This is a genomic window from Ottowia cancrivicina (genome assembly GCF_029813755.1).
Lineage (GTDB): Bacteria > Pseudomonadota > Gammaproteobacteria > Burkholderiales > Burkholderiaceae_C > Ottowia > Ottowia massiliensis.
This window is the reverse complement of sequence record NZ_JARVII010000006.1, coordinates 1-17,924: the sequence shown is the minus strand read 5'-3', so window position 1 is coordinate 17,924 and position 17,924 is coordinate 1. Positions and strand designations below refer to the sequence as shown.

Below are 17,924 nucleotides of genomic sequence, written 5' to 3'. Positions count from 1 at the left end.
GATCGCTGGTGTGGGTGTTCAAGCGCTGAAAAGCCGTTTTTTGGGAGCAGAAGGCGCGTCTGCTGGCGGAACGAAATCAATATAATTTCTCGTTTACGTTTCAAAATCCACGCTTTAGCCTGCTGCCGTTCTTGAAGCGATGAGCGGCGCGTCAAAGTGTGTTCAAGAGTGCGCAGCCGCACTCTTTTTTGTAGCTGCGCTTTTCCCTTTCTATGAGTGATTCCAATCCATTCGCACAGCCAATGGAGCTTGGCCGCGATTTGCTGGTGGCTGGCATTGTGGTGCTGGCGCACGGCGGTGCGCTTTTGGCCGTGCAGCGCGGCCTGGAGCGCCCGCCGCTGGAGCCGCCCAGGGTGCCGGTCATTGCCGCTGAGCTGATCACGGCGGCGGTGCCCATCATTGAGGAGGTGCCGCCTTCTCTGCCGGATCCACCCGCGCCAACGCCGCCCAAACCGCCGCCGCCTGCTCCCCCGCCGCCCGAGCCGCTGCCGCCGAAGCCACCCAAGCCCAAGCCCAAACCGCCGAAAAAACAGCCCGCGCCGCCCAAGCCAGCGCCTGTGCCTGCGCCGTTGCCAGTGGCGGATGCCTCACCCACGGCCATGTCAGTGCCACCTGCGCCTGCGGAAAACGTCCAGCCCGATCCGGAGCCAGCGCCGCCCGTTGCATATTCCGGGCCGCCGGGGCCGCCGGGGCCGCCTGGGCCGCCCTCTGGCACATCAGGCTCTGGCGAGCCGCATGTGACGCTGCCTTCCAGCAAGGCCTCCTACCTGAACAACCCGAGACCGCAATACCCCCCCATGAGCAAGCGGCTGGGCGAAACGGGAACGGTCATGCTGAAAGTGCTGGTCGGCGCCGATGGCTCCGCCAAGGAAGTCCTCATTCACAAATCCAGCGGCTTCGAGCGGCTGGATGTGGCAGCCCTGGAAGCCGTCCGCAAATGGCGTTTCGTGCCCGGCACCCGCTTGGGCGTGCCGGAAGACATGTGGTTCAACGTCCCGGTGAAATGGGTGCTGAACGATTGATCAATCTGAACAGTTTTATCTGGAGCAACAAGAAATGAATTCTGAATTTGGCCTGATGCACCTCTGGGCGCAGGGCGACATCGTCACCCGCATCGTGTTCGTCATTCTGGCATCCATGTCCGTGCTGTCATGGTGCGTCATCATCATCAAGGGGCTGGGCATTCTGCGTGTGCAAGGACAGGCCAGGAAGGTGCCTGGTTTCTGGCACAACGCTGACCTGGATGCCGCCCTGGGCAGCCTGGGAAGCGGCGCAGACAACCCGTTCAAGCTTGTGGCGGAAGAAGGCCGAGAAGCCGCGGCCCACTATCGCGCCACCACGCCTCAGCTGCATGATTCGCTCGACATCAATGACTGGATACGCAGCGCGCTCAACCACAGCATCGACAACATCACGGCCCGCCTGCAATCAGGCCTGGTCATCCTGGCCTCGGTCGGCTCTACAGCACCATTCGTGGGGCTGTTTGGCACGGTTTGGGGCATTTATCACGCGCTCATGAGCATTGGTCTGTCGGGGCAGGCCAGCATTGACAAGGTGGCCGGCCCCATTGGCGAGGCGCTTATCATGACCGGCTTTGGCCTGGCCGTGGCCATTCCCGCCGTGCTGGGCTACAACGTGCTGGTGCGCGGAAACAAGGCCATTCTGGGCCGCCTGCACCGCTTCGCGCATGACCTGCACGCCTTCTACATCACTGGCGCCCGGGTCACGGCCGCTTCGGTCGAAGGCAACATCATCCGCATGAAGAAAGCCTGAAGGAGAGTGCCGTGGCCGGACAAGTCAGCGACAACACCGATGAAGTCATGGGCGAGATCAACATGATCCCGTTCATTGATGTCATGCTGGTGCTGCTCATCGTGTTCATCATCACCGTTCCGGTGATGAAGCACTCCGTCACCATCGAGCTGCCTAAGGCCAGCAACGAGCCGGAAGACACCAAACCACAGACGCTCAGCCTGGCCGTGCAGGCAGATGGCGCGTATTTCATAGATGACGCTCCCGTGCCGGACGGCGAGCTTTCCAGCCTCTTTGCCAAGGCTGCCGCCAGAAATCCTCAGCCTGACTTGCACATTCGCGGCGATAAAGACGTGCGCTACGAGCGCGTGGCGAAGGCCATGGCTGCCGCCCAGCAGGCTGGCCTGAAAAAGATAGGTTTCATCACCGAGCCAGAGAAGCAGCCCTGAGGCTGCTGCCTGCCTTTCCCATCAGCCAAGGAGTCTTCAGCCATGTCCTCGCCTCATGCCAGCGCCGCCGCTGTTGCAGGCAAGCCAGCCTCCCAGCCATCTGCGCCCGCCGCCCTGGCTGCCATTCGCAGCGAGCAGCTTCTCCAGGGCCGCAAGCAGGTCGAAATCATCCATAACGGCGCGGTGTACCGCCTCCAGGCCACCCGGCAGGGAAAGCTCATCCTGACCAAATAGGGCGAGGTTTTCGCCTTTCACTGAAAACGCCTCCTGCGTGAGGCGTTTTTCATATGAAGCGGGAATGCCTTTCCCGCCAGATTTCTGACGTCAAGAAGCGCGCCAGCCCTGAAAAGGATAGGACGAGCCGTCTTGCAGTGATTGACTTCGTTCAAAGCGCAGCCGCAATTGCGGCATGGCATGGATCGTCTTCTTGACCGCAGCCGTTCTGGACGATGAGCCATCCCGTTTTGTGTTCCGGCGCGCTGGCCAGTCATAGACCTTGCCAACGACATTGTTTTATGCAATTCAATTGACAGCAATTTGATTGCCAAAAATAATCCCCCTCATGACTTCCGCCTCCTCCGACGAAACACAGCTGCTGGATCAGCAGCTGTGTTTTGCCGTTTATGCCGCCTCGCTGGCGCTCACGCGCCGCTACCAGCCATTGCTGGGTGAGCTGGGGCTGACGTATCCGCAGTACATCACTCTCATGGCGCTGTGGGAGGAAGACGGCATCAGTGTCTCTGCTTTGGGTGAGCGCGTGGCGCTGGATTCAGGCACCCTCACGCCGCTGCTCAAGCGCATGCAGGCCGCAGGCTGGTTGCAACGCCAGCGTGATGCGCAGGATGAGCGCCGCGTGCGCATTGTTTTGACCCCCGCAGGCCGGGCGCTGCGCGAGCGTGCGGCCCACGTGCCCGCCTGCATGCTGGCCGCCACCGGCCTGGCTCCATCCGAGGCGAGGGCGCTTGCTTCTCAATTGCACGCCCTGCGCCAGCAACTCGTTTCTTCAACCCCTGTCGAAAGGAAAACACCATGACCACTACCCTTGACAAAGTGCTCTACACCGCCCGCACGCACACCACCGGCGGCCGCGACGGCCAGGCACGCAGCGATGATGGCCGCCTGCAAGTCACCCTCAGCTCGCCTGGACAAGGCACGGGAACCAACCCCGAGCAAATGTTTGCAGCGGGCTATTCGGCCTGCTTCATTGGCGCCATCAAGGTCGTGGCGGGCAAGCAGAACGTCACTCTGCCCGCCGATCTGGCGGTGGATGCCGAAGTCGATCTCGGCCCTACCGTTCATGGCTTTGGCATTGCCGTGCGCCTGACGGTCAGCCTGCCCGGCATGGACCGCGCCGCTGCGCAGGCCCTGGTGGATGGCGCGCACCAGGTTTGCCCTTATTCCAATGCCACGCGCGGCAATATCCCCGTGGAAATCAAGCTGGCCTGATGCTTTTAGGAGCAAGTCGGAGCGGGTTCATTTTGCTCTTTTACCAATAGCATGATTCCCAGATTCGACTAGGACATCAAGGGATTTTGGCTCCTCAAATTTGCTCCTGTTTCAAAAGCGGTCTTCCGATTGTTCCGGTTTGGCGCTTCCTGCGGCGCCATTGCCGTGTCCGCTAGAATCCGCCGCTTGCCCTTTGCGGAGAGATGGCAGAGTGGTCGAATGCGCCGGACTCGAAATCCGGTATACGGTTCTCCCGTATCGAGGGTTCGAATCCCTCTCTCTCCGCCACTTGCCGCGCTCATGCGCCGAAACGCCCGCAAGGGCGTTTTTTTATGGCTGCGCGCCTGGCGTTGGGTCCGGCCCGTCTTCCGCCGCTGTCTGTCTGCGCTTGCTGCGGCGCAGCCAGCCGAACCACACGCATGCCAGCACGGGCGCGGCCAGGCAGGCAGAGGCGAGCCAGTCGCCAAAGCCGCCTTCGCTGAACAGGGCCGCCGTCAGGCCCGTGAGAGTGACAAAGGCCAGCGCCAGAGGCCATCCCCATAGATGCCAGAAGCCCTGACGGGCCGAAGCCTGTTTTTCGTGCGTCATGCCGCCTCCTGGATGTCTTTGCTATGGGCCACTTTGCCGCTCTTTTTCTGCCACGAATCAGTCCGCTGCCTGGCGCGATGATGGAGAGCGCGTTGAACAAGGCCCGTGGCGCTTGCATGGGCCAGCCGCCGTCGTTGCCGAAGTGCTTGGGCGTCAGGACTGTTGGGCAGACAAAAACGCCGCCAGCGCCCGTGGATAGGGCGCTGACAGCTATCGAAATTGCAGCGAACTGGCGGAAAGGCTGCCACGGGGCACACGGGGCAGATGATCAGCGAATGAGCAGCACGGGCGTGCTGCAACTGGCCAGCACCTTGGTGCTGACAGAACCCATGACGAGCTTGCTCAAAGGGCTGTGGCCGCGCGCGCCCATGACGATGAGGTCGAACTGGCCCTGCTCGGCGTATTTGGCGATTTCTTCGCCCGCGCTGCCAATGGCGGCCACGGTGGCGGGCGTTGCGCCATGCTGGGCCATGAATTTGGCAACGGGGTCAAGCACCTTGGCGGCCTCTTCGGCATAGTAGCCGTCCACCATTTCCTTGCTCAGGGCGGCGCGGGCGCGCGGGGGCAGGGCGGCCTGCACGGTGATGACGGTGTAGGCATGCCGGGCGCCGTTGCCCAGCAGCTCATCGTGCGCGGCCAGGTAGGCCAGCATTTTCTTGGTGTAGGGGCTGCCATCGACGGCGAGAAGGATTTTCATCATGTCGTGCTCTCCTGTCTGGATTTCAGAATCTGTTCGCGGCCTGGCCATTCAAAAAAAGGGCAAAAACGGCTCCAGTCCTTTGAATACGGGCGCGGGCAGCTATCAAAACAACAGCATCTTTCCGGGACTGGCCTTCAAGGTCTGGCGGCAGGGCCAGCCTGCATGCCCTTGAAAAAGTCAGAGGCCGCAGGGTCGATGACCAGAACGTCGCCCTGTTGGCCGACGCTGGCGCGCCAGGCGTCCAGGCTGCGCCAGAACTGGGCAAATTGCGGGTCTTTGCCAAAGGCTTCGGCGTAGGCGGCGTTGGCGGCGCTGTCGCCTTCGCCCTTGATTTTCTGGGCTTCGCGGTAGGCGTCGGCCAGGATGACTTCGCGCTGGCGGTCGGCTTCGGCGCGGATTTGCTCGCCTTCGGCGGCGCCCGTGGCGCGCAGCTCCTTGGCCACGCGCTCGCGTTCGGCTTCCATGCGGCGGTAGACGTCGCTGGTGATGGATTCGGCGTAGTCGATGCGGGTGATGCGCACGTCGGTGACGTCGATGCCCCAGGGCTTGCTGCCCCTCACGGCGCCGAGCACTTCTTTTTTGACGTCGGCCATCATTTCGTCGCGCCGGGAAGAAAGCAGCTCGCGCACGTTGCGGCGGTTGATTTCTTCCTGGAAGGCGTTGCGCACCACGCGGTTGAGCTGCTGCGCGCCCGCGCCTTCGCTGGTGCTGCCGAAGTTGCGCACGTAGGCTTGCGGGTCGGTGATGCGCCAGCGCGCGTACCAGTCGATGACGATGCGCTGTTTTTCCTTGGTGAGCAGCGGTTGCAGGTCCTGGCTGTCGAGGGTGAGCAGGCGCTTGTCGATGTAGGCGACGGTCTGGATGAGGGGAATCTTGCCATACAGGCCCGGTTCGTTGATGACGCGCTGGATTTGGCCGAACTGGTAGACCACGCCGAACTGGCGCTGGTCCACCACGAACAGGCTGGAGGCCAGCGCGGCCAATGCGAGCAAGAGGCTGGCGCCGATGAATCCGGTTTTGTTCATGGAAGGCGAGTTGTCGGTGGGTTAGCGGTAGTCGCGGCTGCGGGCGTTGTCGCGCGCGCGGGTGTCGGGGGCGTAGGTTGCTGCGGCAGGCACTTGCGCGGGCTGGGCGGCTTGGGCGTTCGCGGGGCTTGCGGCCTGGTTTGCGGCGGCGCTGCCGGCTTCGCCTGGTGCGCCGGTTTGCTGCATGAGCTTGTCCAGCGGCAGGTAAAGCAGGTTGCCGCCAGCGCGGCTGTCCACCAGCACTTTGCGGGCGCGGGCGTAGATGTCCTGCATGGCGTCCAGATACATGCGCTCGCGCGTGACTTGCGGCGCTTTCTGGTACTGGGCCAGGACGGCGGCAAAGCGCTGGGCGTCGCCTTCGGCCTGGGCGGTGATGCGGGCCTTGTAGCCTTCAGCTTCTTGCGTGAGGCGGGCGGCGGCGCCTTTGGCGCGGGGCACCACGTCGTTGGCGTAGGCCTGCGCCAGGTTTTTGGCGCGCTCGCGTTCCTGGTTGGCCTTGTTCACGTCGTCAAACGCGGCTTTCACCTGCTCGGGCGGCTGCGCGCCGCCTTGCTGCATGTTCACGGCGATGACTTCAATGCCGATGCGGTAGCGGTCCAGGATTTTCTGGGTCAGCTCGCGCACGCGGGGGGCGATCTGGTCGCGCTCTTCCGACAGGGCAGCGTCCATCTTCATGTTGCCCAGCACTTCGCGCACAGCGCTTTCGCTGGCCTGGCGAAGGGCGTCGTCGGGGAGCTTGCTTTCAAACAGGTAGGCGCGCGCGTCGCTCAGGCGGTATTGCACGGCGAACTTGACTTCGACGATGTTTTCGTCAGACGTGAGCATGGCCGAGGTGCGCAGGCCAGTGGCGGGGATGATGATGTCGCCGCCCACATCGACCGAGCGGATTTGCGTGACATTGACGGTTTCCTGCCGCTGAATGGGCCAGGGCAGCCGCCAGTGCAGGCCCGCGTCCATCACGGTGGAGTGGTACCGGCCGAACTGGGTGATGACGGCGTTTTGCCCTTCTTGCACGATGAAAAAGCCCGTGCCCAGCCACACGAGCGCGGCTGCGCCCGCCAGCAGGGCCAGGCCCGCGCCCGCGCTGCCGGGCGAAACCGGTGAAGAAGGCGAAGAGCGGCCACGGCGGCCAGGCGGCGGGCTGCCGCCGAAAAGGCCGCCGAGCTTGCGGCTGAAGTCGTTCCACAGCTCATCCAGATCAGGCGGCTGCTGGCCGCCGCCAGACGAATGCGGGCGGGGCAGCTCTGGCGGCTGCGGGCGCTGGGGTTCTTGCGGCTGGCCGCCTTCAGCGCCTTCGGGAGGCGGGCTGGCGTTGGACTCGTCAGGGCGGTCTTCATGGCCCCGGCCCCAGCGCGGGTCATTCAGGTTGAGCGTGGCGGCGGGGCGGCGGCCCGGGAGGCGGCCCGAGAAGCGGGCCAAAAGGGAAGAAAACAGGCTGGATGTCATGCGTCTGGCAAAAACCGGGGATCGCCGGGCGTGCAAGCGGAAGGGAAATGGGGCGGATTGTGCCCAAGCGTTTCAGATGCAGATTCAGACGCAGGCTGGGCTTGCGGCAGCCGCGCCGTCTGGCCGTGCGGCCTGGCCCATTCGGACAAAGCCGCGCGCAACCCGGGCAGGCCCTCGCCGCTGCGGGCGCTGACGAACAGGCGCGGCAGGCGGCGGCCTTCCATTTCCATGCTGCCCGCCAGTTGTGCGGGGCGCTGGCTTTCGGGCAGCGCGTCGAGCTTGTTGAAGATGAGCCACTGCGGAACGTCAGCCGCGCCAATTTCGCCCAGCACGCGGCGCACTTCATCCATTTGCTCAAGGTGGCCGGGGTTGGAAGCATCCACCACATGCAGCAGCAAATCGGCATCGGCCGCCTCCTGCAAAGTGGCCTCGAAGGCTTCAATCAGGCCGTGCGGCAAATCGCGGATGAAGCCCACGGTGTCAGACAGGGAAACGACGCGCCCGGCCGTCCAGCCTGTTTCTGTGCTGGCCCCGTCTGCGCCGCTGGCCTCGCCCGCGCCCGCCAGATAGAGCTGGCGCGTGGTGGTGTCCAGCGTGGCGAAAAGCTGGTCGGCAGCGTAGGCGCGCGCCTTGGTCAGCGCATTGAACAAGGTGGACTTGCCCGCGTTGGTGTAGCCCACGAACGAGACGGAAAGCGTCTCGCGCCGCTGGCGCTGGCGGCGCTGCGTCTGGCGCTGGCGTTTGACTTTGGCCAGGCGCTCCTTGGTGCGCTTGATGGCCTCGCCAATCATGCGGCGGTCCAGCTCGATCTGCGTTTCGCCGGGGCCGCCGCGCGTGCCAATGCCGCCTTGCTGGCGCTCCAGGTGGCTCCAGCGGCGCACCAGGCGCGTGGCCAGGTATTGCAGGCGGGCCAGCTCCACTTGCAGCTTGCCCTCGTGGCTGCGGGCGCGCTGCGCGAAGATGTCCAGAATGATCAGCGTGCGGTCATTGACGGGCAGCCCGATGGCCTGTTCCAGATTGCGCTGCTGCACGGGCGAGAGCGCCTGATCGAACAGCACCTCCTTTGCGCCATGCTCAATGGCCAGCATGCGGATTTCCTCGGCCTTGCCGCTGCCCACGAACAAGGCGGCATCGGGCGCGCGCCGCTTGCAGGTGATGCGCGCCACGGGGTTCAGGCCCGCCGTGGCGGCCAGCAGGCCCAGCTCCTGCAAATCGGCATCGAAATGAGGCTCGCCAAAGTCCACGCCCACTAGCACGGCGGCTGGCGGCGCTTCAGCGGCGCGGGAGGAAGTGAAGGAAGAGGCGTTTGAAGTCAAGGTATCTGAAGAAAGAGTCCGGGGCCGCTGTGCGCAGGCTTTGTCATGAGACGGATTGCTACTGAAAGGGAAGCTGATTCAGGGGCCTTGAAAAGCCGTTTGTCGCATGTATAGCGTGAAAGCTTGCTACAAATGAAGGAGCTGATTGAAGATGCGCTTTCGCCTGTTTGCCTGAGCCGTGCGGAGCGGGCAGGCGAATGAGCCGCCAGAAACGGCAAACGCTCCTGGATCAGGAGCGTTTGAGGCGGTCATGCCGGGCGCGGGAGGGCGGTTTTCACGGCGCTTCGGCGGCGGGTGTTTCGGCCGCCACGGAGAAGCTGACGGCGCGGCCCGGCACGATGGTGGAAATGGCGTGCTTGTAAACCATTTGCGTGACGGTGTTGCGCAGCAGCACGACGTATTGGTCAAACGACTCAATCTGCCCTTGCAGCTTGATGCCATTGACCAGGTAGATGGACACCGGCACGTGCTCGCGGCGCAGGGTGTTGAGGAAGGGGTCTTGGAGGAGTTGTCCTTTGTTGCTCACGATATTTTCCGTGTTCAAAAGTAGTGGAAAGGAAGCTACACCATAGCACGGGGTTTCAGAGCCTGTCTGGCTCCGCGCGTGAAGCCCGCGCCAACGCGGCAGCCGCTGGCATCTGGGGATGCGGGCCGCCGCTTCAAGAGGGGCAGTGCGTCAGGGCGCCTTGTCCGCATAGGGGTTGCGGGCGCTTTTCAGCTCGATGCGCAGCGGCGTGCCTGTCAGATCGAACGCCTTGCGAAAGCGTCCTTCCAGGTAGCGCTTGTAGGCGTCGGTCACGCCTTCGAGCGAGTTGCCGTGAATGACGACGACGGGCGGGTTCATGCCGCCCTGGTGCGCGTAGCGCAGCTTGGGGCGGTACATGCCGCTGCGCTTGGGGGCCTGGAACTGCACGGCTTCATGCAGCAGGCGCGTGAGCTGCGGCGTGGGCAGCTTGCGCATGGCGGCCTGGCGGGCGCGGGCAATGGCGCCCCACAGCGGGGCCAGGCCCTGGCGCTTTTGGGCAGAGATGAAATGCAGCTCGGCGAACTTCATGAAGGCCAGCCGCGCCTCGATGCTGCGCTGCACGAGCTGGCGCTGGTAGGCGTCCACCGCGTCCCACTTGTTCACGGCCAGCACCACGGCGCGGCCCGTTTCGTGGATGAAGCCGGCAATGTGCGCGTCCTGGTCGGTCACGCCTTGCGTGGCGTCCAGCAGCAAAAGAACGACGTTGGCCGATTCAATGGCCTGCAAGGTTTTGACGACGGAAAACTTTTCCACGGCCTCGAACACGCGGCCCTTGCGGCGCAGGCCCGCCGTGTCGATCAGCTCGAACATCTGGCCGCCGCGCTCGAAGGGCACGGTGATGGCGTCGCGCGTGGTGCCGGGCAGGTCAAAAGCCACCAGGCGCTCTTCGCCCAGCCAGGTGTTGATGAGCGTGGACTTGCCCACGTTGGGGCGGCCCGCCACGGCCAGGCGGATGGGGCTGTGTTCGTCTTGCGCCGGCTGTTCGTCATCAGGCTCGGGCAGGCCCAGCGCGTCCAGCGCGCGGTCGAGCATGGAGCGCACGCCTTGCCCGTGGGCGGCGGAGACGGCGATGACTTCGCCCAGCCCCAGTTCGTAGAACTCGGCCAGCTGCGCGCCTTCGCGCATGCCTTCGGCCTTGTTGGCCACCAGCAGGCAGGGCTTGCCCAGGCGGCGCAGTTCATTGGCGATGTCGTGGTCTTGCCCGGCCAGGCCCGCGCGCGCGTCCACCACGAAGATGACGGCATCGGCCTCGGCAATGGCCTGCCGCGTCTGGCGGGCCATTTCGCGAAAGATGCTGCCTTCGCCCGCTTCCGGCTCGAAGCCGCCGGTGTCGATCACGATGTATTCGCGCTGCCCCATGCGGCCCGTGCCGTAGTGGCGGTCGCGCGTGAGGCCCGCAAAGTCGGCCACGATGGCGTCGCGGCTTTTGGTCAGGCGGTTGAACAGCGTGGATTTGCCCACATTGGGCCGCCCCACAAGGGCCAGAACGGGTTTCATCGCGCGCGCAGCCTGCAATCAGTCCATCAGTCGGGGCGGAAGGCGAACACGCCGCCGGAGCGGGTGACGGCCACCAGCGCGCCGCCCGCCGCCACGGGCGCGGCGGCAATGGGCGAGCCGTCGGTTTTCAGCCGGTTGACGGGGCTGCCGTCTTCGCGCGAGAGCATGTGCAGCCAGCCTTCTTCGTCGCCCACGATGACCGAGCGGCCCAGCGCCAGCGGCGCGGTCAGGCGCCGCCAGAGCAGCTCTTTGGTGCTCCAGATGCGCTCGCCAGTGGCGGCCTTCCAGGCCACTAGCTGGCCGTCGGACTCCGCGCCGAACAGGCTTTGCTCGTTGCCGCGCACGCCTGCATCGCCCTTGGCGGGCTTGTTCCACAGCAGCTTGCCGCTGGCTGCGTCCACGCAGCCCACGGCGGCCTGAAAGGCGCGGGCGCAAATGACGCTGCCTTGCCGGCTCACGGGACCGACCAGATCAACGAGTTTTTCCACATCGTTCACGCCGCGCGCAGCGGCCAGCGGCACTTCCCAGCGGGAAGCGCCCGTGTCCGGGTCCACGCCCGCCAGGCGGCCCGACAGGCCCGCCACCAGCGTGTTGCCCACGGCCAGCAGCACGCCCGACTGGCGCAGCACCAGCGGCTCGGCCTGGCGGTCGGCGTGCCACAGGCGCGCGCCCGTGCGGCCATCCAGCGCCGTGAGCGAGCGGTCAGCGCCCAGCACGAACACGCGCCCGCCCGCCACCAGCGGCGCGGTGTAGCTTTGCGTGCCCAGCTTGTGTTTCCAGAGCACGCGGCCCTCGGCCAGCGCCACCACTTGGTTGCTGCGGGTGACCACGGCGCTGGTGTGGCCGTCGCTGCCCACGCCGGCGGTGAGCGCGTCGCCTGCGTTCGCGCTCCACAGGCGCTGGCCGTTGGCGGCGTCAAACTCGGCCACCGTGCCGTCATCGGCGGCCAGCACCACGCGATTGCCCAGCACTTGCGGCTGCAAGGGGAAATTGACCGTGCTGCCGAGCTTGGCCGCCCAGGCCTGGCTGACGTCAATCACGGGATCAATGGCTTGCAGCTTGGCCGGTTCAGGCCGGGGCGAGCCAGACGAGCACGCCGCCAGCAGCGCGGCGGCCAGCGCGGCGGCGCAGAGGGAAAAACGCGGGGCTTTCATTTCGCTTCTCCCGACTTTGCCGCCCCCGCTTCGGGGTCAATGCCCAGCGCCGTCAGTTTGATGCCCACCAGGCGGCGGTATTCGGCGCGCTCTTGCGACAGGCCCTGATACGCCTTGCCGTATTCGGCAATGGCCAGGTCTTTTTTGCCTTGCGCCAGCAGCACGTCGCCACGGCGGTCGGCCGCCAGCGGTGCGAAGGGGGGGGCGAAGCTAGCGGAGAGCTGTTGCAGCGCCTCGTCATACGCCTTGTCGGCGTACAGAAGGGAGGCCAGGCGCAGGCGGGCTGTGGCTTGCAGCCCGCTGTCGGCCGCCTTCTCGGCCACCCAGGCCAGCGCCGCCTTGGCTTCGGCGGTTTTTTCCTTTTCCACCAGCGTCTTGGCGGCCAGCAGCGCGGCTTGCGCGGTGTATTCGGCGCCGGGGTAACTGGCCTGCATGTCAGCGAGCACGCGCGTGGTGCGCTCCACATCGCCGGCTTGCGTGGCCGCTTCCATCTGGTCATACAGGGCGGCGGCCTGCACGGCTTGCCGCTGCTGCCAGAAGTTCCAGCCGTTCCAGGCGGCGAACGCGCCAAGCACGGCAATGAGCGCCCAGGTAATGAGGTTGCCCCAGCGGTTCCAGAAGTGTTTGAGCTGGGCGAGCTGTTCCTGCTCTTCAAGGTCCAAGTGCTGTGTTGCCATGATGCGGTGTCTTGCGCGCGGCGCGGGGGGTGGTCAAATGAAGCGGCGCATTCTAGGGCGAGCCGCCACCGCCGCGCTCAGCGGGAAGCAGCTCAAAAAGAGGAGCGAATTAAAGAGGCTGAAAACGGCTTCAGCGCACTTTCTACTAGGACATCATGCTCTTAATAAAGGAGCAAGTAGGGCCTGCTGGCCAAGCTCACGCCAGCAGCGCGCGGCTCCAGGCGGCCACGCCGTCCAGCGGCTGGCGCGTTTGCTCGCCTGCGCCGTCGCGCAGGGCTTTGAGCGTGACCTGGCCGGCGGCCAGCTCGTCGGCGCCGAAGATGAGGGCAAAGCGCGCGCCGCTGGCGTCGGCCCGTTTGAACTGGCTTTTCATGCTGCCTGGCGCTTCTTCGGCGCTGGCGTGCATTTGCACGGCCACGCCTTGTGCGCGCAGCGCGTGCAGACAGCGCATGGCCTGCGGCAGCGCAGCGGCGTCGGGGATGATGGCGTAGGCATCAGGCACGCTTTGCGGCGCGGCCACGCCTTCTTCTTTCAGCAGCTCCAGCACGCGCTCCGCGCCGATGGCCCAGCCCACGGCGGGGGCGGGCTTGCCGCCCATCTGGCCAATCAGATAGTCATAGCGGCCGCCGCCGCAGATGGTGCCTTGCGCGCCCAGGCTGTCGGTGATGAATTCAAAAACAGTGAGGTTGTAGTAATCCAGCCCGCGCACCAGGCGCGGGTTCACGCTCCAGGGCACGCCGGCCGCATCCAGCATGGCCTGCACGGCATGAAAGTGAGCCAGCGAAGCCTCGCCCAGATAGTCCATGAGCCGTGGCGCGCCTTCCACCAGCGCCTGCATGGCGGGGTTTTTGGTGTCCAGAATGCGCAGCGGATTGGCATGCAGGCGGCGGCGGGCGTCTTCGTCCAGCTCGCTGGCGTGCGCTTCAAAGTAGGCGATGAGGGCGGCGCGGTGCTCGCGGCGCTCTTCGGGCTGGCCCAGGCTGTTGAGTTCCAGCCGCCAGCGGCTGATGCCCAGCTCGCGCCACAAGGCCACGGCCAGCAAAATCATTTCGGCATCCACCTGCGCGCCCGCAAAGCCCAGTGCTTCCGCGCCAATCTGGTGAAACTGCCGGTAGCGCCCGCGCTGGGGCCGCTCGCGCCGGAACATGGGGCCCATGTAATACAGACGCTGGCCGCCGCCATACAGCAAGTTGTGCTCAATGGCGGCGCGCACCACGCCAGCGGTGTTTTCAGGACGCAAGGTGAGGTGGTCGGCGTCGCCGTATTTGTCGTTGCGGTCCTGAAAGGAATACATCTCCTTTTCCACTACATCGGTGTTTTCGCCCAGCCCGCGCGCAAACAGCGCCGTGTGCTCCACGATGGGCGTGCGGATGTTGGCAAAGGCAAAGCGCCGCATGGTGCGCCGCACCACCTCTTCCAGCCACTCCCAGCGGGCGGAGTCGGGCGGCAGGATGTCGTTCATGCCTTTGATGGCGGCCAGGGAAGAGAGCATTTCAAAAACCCATCCAGTCAAAATGTGTCGCAAAAAATTTATTGAAACAAGATATTTGTTTCAATACACGAATAATTTGGCGATTATTGCCGTTCGGCATAGATCGCTTGAAACAAATGTGAACTGCCGATAGGATGCGCTTCTTTTCATTTTCTTCATACGGAATATTGATATGAAACAAACATGTGCGGATGCCGCGCGCTGCGCAAGGCTGCGCCTGGCTGCTGGCCTGTCTGTGCTGGCAGTGGCTTGCATGGCTTCGTCAGCCCATGCGGCCGTGAGCGACTTTGCGATGGGCATGGGCGCGTCTGGTTCACTGCCGTTCGACGGCTCGGTGGGCGCGGGGCTGGACAACTCCCCTTCCGATGCCATCGTGCGCACCAATGACCAGGTGATGTACCGCGTGAGCTACACGCTCGCTCCCGAAGCGGCCAACAGCCTGGTTACGCTGGAGATGGGCGCCACCACGCTGCCTGCCGGCTACACCGGCCCGGCCAATCCGCGCATTGCGTATTTCCGCGCGACCGACATTCCTTCCGGCGCGGACGGCTGCCAGAACATTTCGGCCACGCCCGTGAGCGATCCGCCGCCTGCGGGCGTATCGGGCGTCACGGCCGACGGCCTCAAGCTCTTTTGCGCCCAGCCGCAGCCGCTCAGCGGCAGCAACCTGTCTTTCAGCTACCACGTCAGCGGCGGCGCGCCCAACGGCGCCACCATCGCCGCCCCCACCGTCACATATCAGTCCGACGGCAACCCGGCGCGCTCCAATCCCCGCACGCTCAATGAACCCTCGCACCCCAGCACGCCCACCTACGGCGCGCCCGTGGTCACGGTTTCCGCCGCGCCGCGCTGGAAGGTGAAGAAAACCCGTTCTTCAGGCGGCGGCGTGTTCATACCCCGCTCCGGCCCCAATGGCGAAGATGGCTACGTGATGGGCTACAACATCGGGATTTATGCCGAGGGCGCGCGCCGGGGACTGGAGGCGCTCAAGCCCGATTTCACGCTGGAAGACAACTTTGACAATGGCGCCAAGTTTCCGAACCTGCGTCTGGTTGATTGGAACATTGACGTGCCCGGTTTCGCCCGCGCGCTCATGGGCGCAGGCAAGCACGACGGTTGCGGCAACTGGGATTACTCCCTGACCCGCCTGGGCAACGGGTTTGACAACACCTATTTCGAAGTCAATGACACCGGTGCGGTTTCCACCGACAACACCACCGTGGCCAACGGCGGCGACTGCAAGGCCACCAGCGTGAATGTGGGTGCGAAGACGGCCACGCTGACGGTATCGGGCGTGGACTTCTCGCTTAAGCACTACCCCACGCGCAAGGGCACCGGTCCGGGCACCGTGGTCAATACGAGCAACCTGCTGGATTCGGCCAACCAGTGGTGGGTGGCCAGCAAGTCCGTGCTGCTGTGGGCTCCGGTGACTGATTTCACGCCCAACGTTTACGAAGAAGTCATCAACAAGGTCTCGCTTAACGGCACATCCGTTACCGGGCAGGCCAATCCGCCTTCCAGCGGCGAGGACAAGGCGCTTGTGCGCCGCACCACGGGCGGCTCGCTCAGCAAGCTGTATTCGCTGCGCCCCGGCGGCTCGCGCAAGGCGGGCGTGACCTACGCCATCGCAGACCCTTCCCTTTCGGACGATACCTACGTGCGGCAGGCTGGCCCCGGCCAGCACTTTGACGCGCGGCTGCACGTCATCAACGCCGGCACTGACGACATGCCTGCCGGCTACATCTGCGAGCGCATCGACAACACGCGCCTGAGCTTCGCCAACGCCTTGCCGTCCAGCGATTCCCGGGTGGACGTGAAAACGGGCATCCTGACCTTGCCGCAAGCAGGCTCGGCCGCCGTGACCTGGGAGCTGGGCGTGGGCGGCAATGGCATCTCCGCCAGCGGCACCTGGAACAGCTACAACACCAACACCACGGAATATCCCGACACGTGGCCTAGCGTGGCCTGGAGCGGCTCGGCCCAGTCCGACAGCACTTGCGGCGACTCGGACGGCGTGACCTGGTACGACTCCATCGCCTCGCTGCAGGCCGCAGGCAAGAGCCTGAAAGACATCACCCGCGTTCGCGGCTCCTACAGCACCTACGGCAAGGCGGTCAATACCCTCTACTACATCCCGTTGCAGGCCAATGCCACCTATGCCTTCTCCGGCACGGACAACGCGCCGGGCCGCGCCTTCGCGCAGGGCGACTCCACGCTGGGCGCCATTGCGCCCAACCAGGCCATGTGGCAAATAGCGCCAGGCAACATCAGGCAGGGCAGCGACGTGATGCGCATCCGCGAAACGGAATACATCGCCGTCAGCAAATCGGAAAACGACGCTTCACTGCTGGATGGCCGCGCCGTGGCCCCCGGCAGCCTGCTGGACTACAAGATCACCGTCAACGCCGCCAGCTCCACGGCTGACCACACCACCACCGTCACCGTGTGGGACGTACTGCCGCAACACATGAGCTACATGCCCGGCACCAGCACGCTGGGCGGCACGGCCATTGCCGATCCCGACTGCTCTGCCGCTGGCACAACGCCTTCCGGCGGCCCCTTTGACGCCAACTCGGTGCCCACAGGCTACACGGCGTGCAAGTGGACGCTGCCCAACCAGCCCGTCAAGCACACCCAGCTGGGCAGCGCGGCAGCCAATCTGCCGCCCCTGCGCTATCAGGCGCAGGTCAGCCTCTCGGCGCCCAATGGCGTGCAGCTGCTCAACTCCACTTTTGCCGACTCCACGGCCAATGGCCGCCTGAAGGCCATCTACCGTGGCGCCAACGGCTTTGTCTGCAAAAGCGGCCAGAGCTGCAGCTTCAGCAACTGGAAAGTGCGCACGCGCGCCGAAACCACCGTGCTGCTCAAAAAGAGCGTGAGCCACGCTGAAGTGCCGCTCAACACGGGCTTCACCTACACGCTGTACTACGCCGCCACCGGCACCCACCTGGACCAGCTGCGCATTCTTGACGTGCTGCCCTACGCCAGCGATGGCCGCAGCAGCAGCTACGCGGGCGCGCTCAAGCTCGCAGCGCCCATTGCCGCCCCCGTGGCCGGGCATGCGCTCACAGCCGACCCCGCGATGGTGGTGCTCTACACCAGCAATGCCCCGGCCCACATCAACCGCAACAGTCCCAACGACGCCAGCCACAACGTGCAGGGTACCGGCAGCAACAGCGCCAGCAGCACCAACTGGTGCACCGTGGCGCAATTCGGCTCGGCCAACTGCCCGGCCGCCATTGGCGATGCCACAGCCTTCATGGCCCTGGCCTATGGCCGCACCGGCACCGTGCCCATCAACACGGCGTATGAACTCATCGTCCCGGTCATTGCCAGCGGCAACAGCGACGGCAACCAGTACGTGAACGACTACCGCGCCGACTCCGCCACCCTGCTGGCGCGCAACCCTGGCTCCAACCGCGTGCTCACCAAAGTGAAGGACACGAGCACCTTCATCGCCGGCCGCGTCTACCGCGAAGCCAGCTCGCCCGCCAATACCACCGATGACGGCAACGCCACCGACCCTGGCATCAGCGGCGTGACCCTGACGCTGGCCTGCACCAACCCCGTGCACACCGCCACAACCACAACGGGCGCTGACGGCTCCTACCGCTTTGGCGGCCTGACCGCAGGCGCGCAATGCACCGTGGTGGAAACCCAGCCCACGGGCTACGCCAACGCCTACAACACGCGCGGCACGGCCGCCACGGGCGACACCGGCAGCAGCGGCACAGGCAACAGCACCATCACCATCGCCAACCTGCCTGCCACAGGCTCGACCGGCAACAACTTTGCTGAAACCCAGATCGGAGGCGGCTCCGGCGTGACGGTCTCCGGCCGCGTCTACCGCGAAGCC

The 17,924-nt window shown here is 65.0% G+C and carries 17 protein-coding genes and 1 tRNA gene; 8 read left to right on the top strand and 10 right to left on the bottom strand.

All coding sequences use genetic code 11. The features are described from left to right. The first annotated feature begins 242 nt into the window (after positions 1–242). From QB898_RS04340 to QB898_RS04310, 7 genes are all read left to right on the top strand, one after another. Entirely contained in the window at positions 243–1,022 is a 780-nt protein-coding gene (locus QB898_RS04340) for an energy transducer TonB (RefSeq protein WP_279523947.1), read from the top strand. A gap of 34 nt (positions 1,023–1,056) precedes the next feature. Beyond that, entirely contained in the window at positions 1,057–1,773 is a 717-nt protein-coding gene (locus tag QB898_RS04335) for a MotA/TolQ/ExbB proton channel family protein (RefSeq protein WP_279523946.1), read from the top strand. An 11-nt stretch (positions 1,774–1,784) separates the two neighbouring features. After that, positions 1,785–2,201 carry an ExbD/TolR family protein gene (locus QB898_RS04330; protein WP_371256920.1) on the top strand — a complete coding sequence of 139 codons (417 nt, stop codon included), beginning with the start codon at positions 1,785–1,787 and terminating at the stop codon, positions 2,199–2,201. A gap of 42 nt (positions 2,202–2,243) precedes the next feature. Then, positions 2,244–2,435, top strand: a complete 192-nt coding sequence (hemP, locus tag QB898_RS04325; protein WP_279523944.1) for a hemin uptake protein HemP — start codon at positions 2,244–2,246, stop codon at positions 2,433–2,435. A 328-nt stretch (positions 2,436–2,763) separates the two neighbouring features. Then, entirely contained in the window at positions 2,764–3,234 is a 471-nt protein-coding gene (locus QB898_RS04320; protein ID WP_279523943.1) for a MarR family winged helix-turn-helix transcriptional regulator, read from the top strand. Next, positions 3,231–3,647, top strand: coding sequence for an organic hydroperoxide resistance protein (locus tag QB898_RS04315; RefSeq protein WP_050715007.1), 417 nt, complete (start codon positions 3,231–3,233; stop codon positions 3,645–3,647). Before QB898_RS04320 ends, QB898_RS04315 begins: the two co-directional genes overlap by 4 nt. A 197-nt stretch (positions 3,648–3,844) precedes the next feature. Further along, positions 3,845–3,935 (top strand) — tRNA-Ser (locus QB898_RS04310). A 42-nt stretch (positions 3,936–3,977) separates the two neighbouring features. Here QB898_RS04310 and QB898_RS04305 read toward each other — a convergent pair. From QB898_RS04305 to hisS, 10 genes are all read right to left on the bottom strand, one after another. Beyond that, entirely contained in the window at positions 3,978–4,235 is a 258-nt protein-coding gene (locus QB898_RS04305) for a hypothetical protein (protein WP_279523942.1), read from the bottom strand. Between the two features lie 268 nt (positions 4,236–4,503). Next, the gene (locus QB898_RS04300) at positions 4,504–4,932 is read right to left on the bottom strand and encodes a universal stress protein (RefSeq protein ID WP_050716412.1); all 429 of its coding nucleotides are present in this window, start codon (positions 4,930–4,932) and stop codon (positions 4,504–4,506) included. A gap of 137 nt (positions 4,933–5,069) precedes the next feature. Further along, positions 5,070–5,960 carry a protease modulator HflC gene (gene hflC / locus QB898_RS04295; RefSeq protein WP_050715005.1) on the bottom strand — a complete coding sequence of 297 codons (891 nt, stop codon included), beginning with the start codon at positions 5,958–5,960 and terminating at the stop codon, positions 5,070–5,072. Between the two features lie 21 nt (positions 5,961–5,981). Beyond that, entirely contained in the window at positions 5,982–7,406 is a 1,425-nt protein-coding gene (gene hflK, locus QB898_RS04290; protein WP_279523941.1) for an FtsH protease activity modulator HflK, read from the bottom strand. Continuing rightward, positions 7,403–8,722, bottom strand: a complete 1,320-nt coding sequence (gene hflX, locus QB898_RS04285; protein ID WP_279523940.1) for a GTPase HflX — start codon at positions 8,720–8,722, stop codon at positions 7,403–7,405. Before hflX ends, hflK begins: the two co-directional genes overlap by 4 nt. A 274-nt stretch (positions 8,723–8,996) precedes the next feature. Then, positions 8,997–9,248, bottom strand: coding sequence for an RNA chaperone Hfq (gene hfq, locus QB898_RS04280; RefSeq protein WP_050716411.1), 252 nt, complete (start codon positions 9,246–9,248; stop codon positions 8,997–8,999). Positions 9,249–9,398: 150 nt separating this feature from the next. Further along, positions 9,399–10,745, bottom strand: a complete 1,347-nt coding sequence (gene der, locus QB898_RS04275) for a ribosome biogenesis GTPase Der (RefSeq protein WP_279523939.1) — start codon at positions 10,743–10,745, stop codon at positions 9,399–9,401. A 26-nt stretch (positions 10,746–10,771) separates the two neighbouring features. After that, positions 10,772–11,899, bottom strand: a complete 1,128-nt coding sequence (gene bamB, locus QB898_RS04270; RefSeq protein WP_279523938.1) for an outer membrane protein assembly factor BamB — start codon at positions 11,897–11,899, stop codon at positions 10,772–10,774. Next, a complete protein-coding gene (locus tag QB898_RS04265) occupies positions 11,896–12,576 on the bottom strand; it encodes a YfgM family protein (protein ID WP_279523937.1) in 681 nt (226 codons plus the stop codon). The genes bamB and QB898_RS04265 overlap by 4 nt, the downstream gene beginning before the upstream one ends. 196 nt (positions 12,577–12,772) lie before the next feature. Next, positions 12,773–14,068, bottom strand: coding sequence for a histidine--tRNA ligase (hisS, locus tag QB898_RS04260; protein WP_279523936.1), 1,296 nt, complete (start codon positions 14,066–14,068; stop codon positions 12,773–12,775). 172 nt (positions 14,069–14,240) lie between these two features. Here hisS and QB898_RS04255 point away from each other — a divergent pair. After that, on the top strand, positions 14,241–17,924 hold a 3,684-nt coding region (locus tag QB898_RS04255), incomplete at its 3' end, for an SdrD B-like domain-containing protein (RefSeq protein ID WP_279523935.1).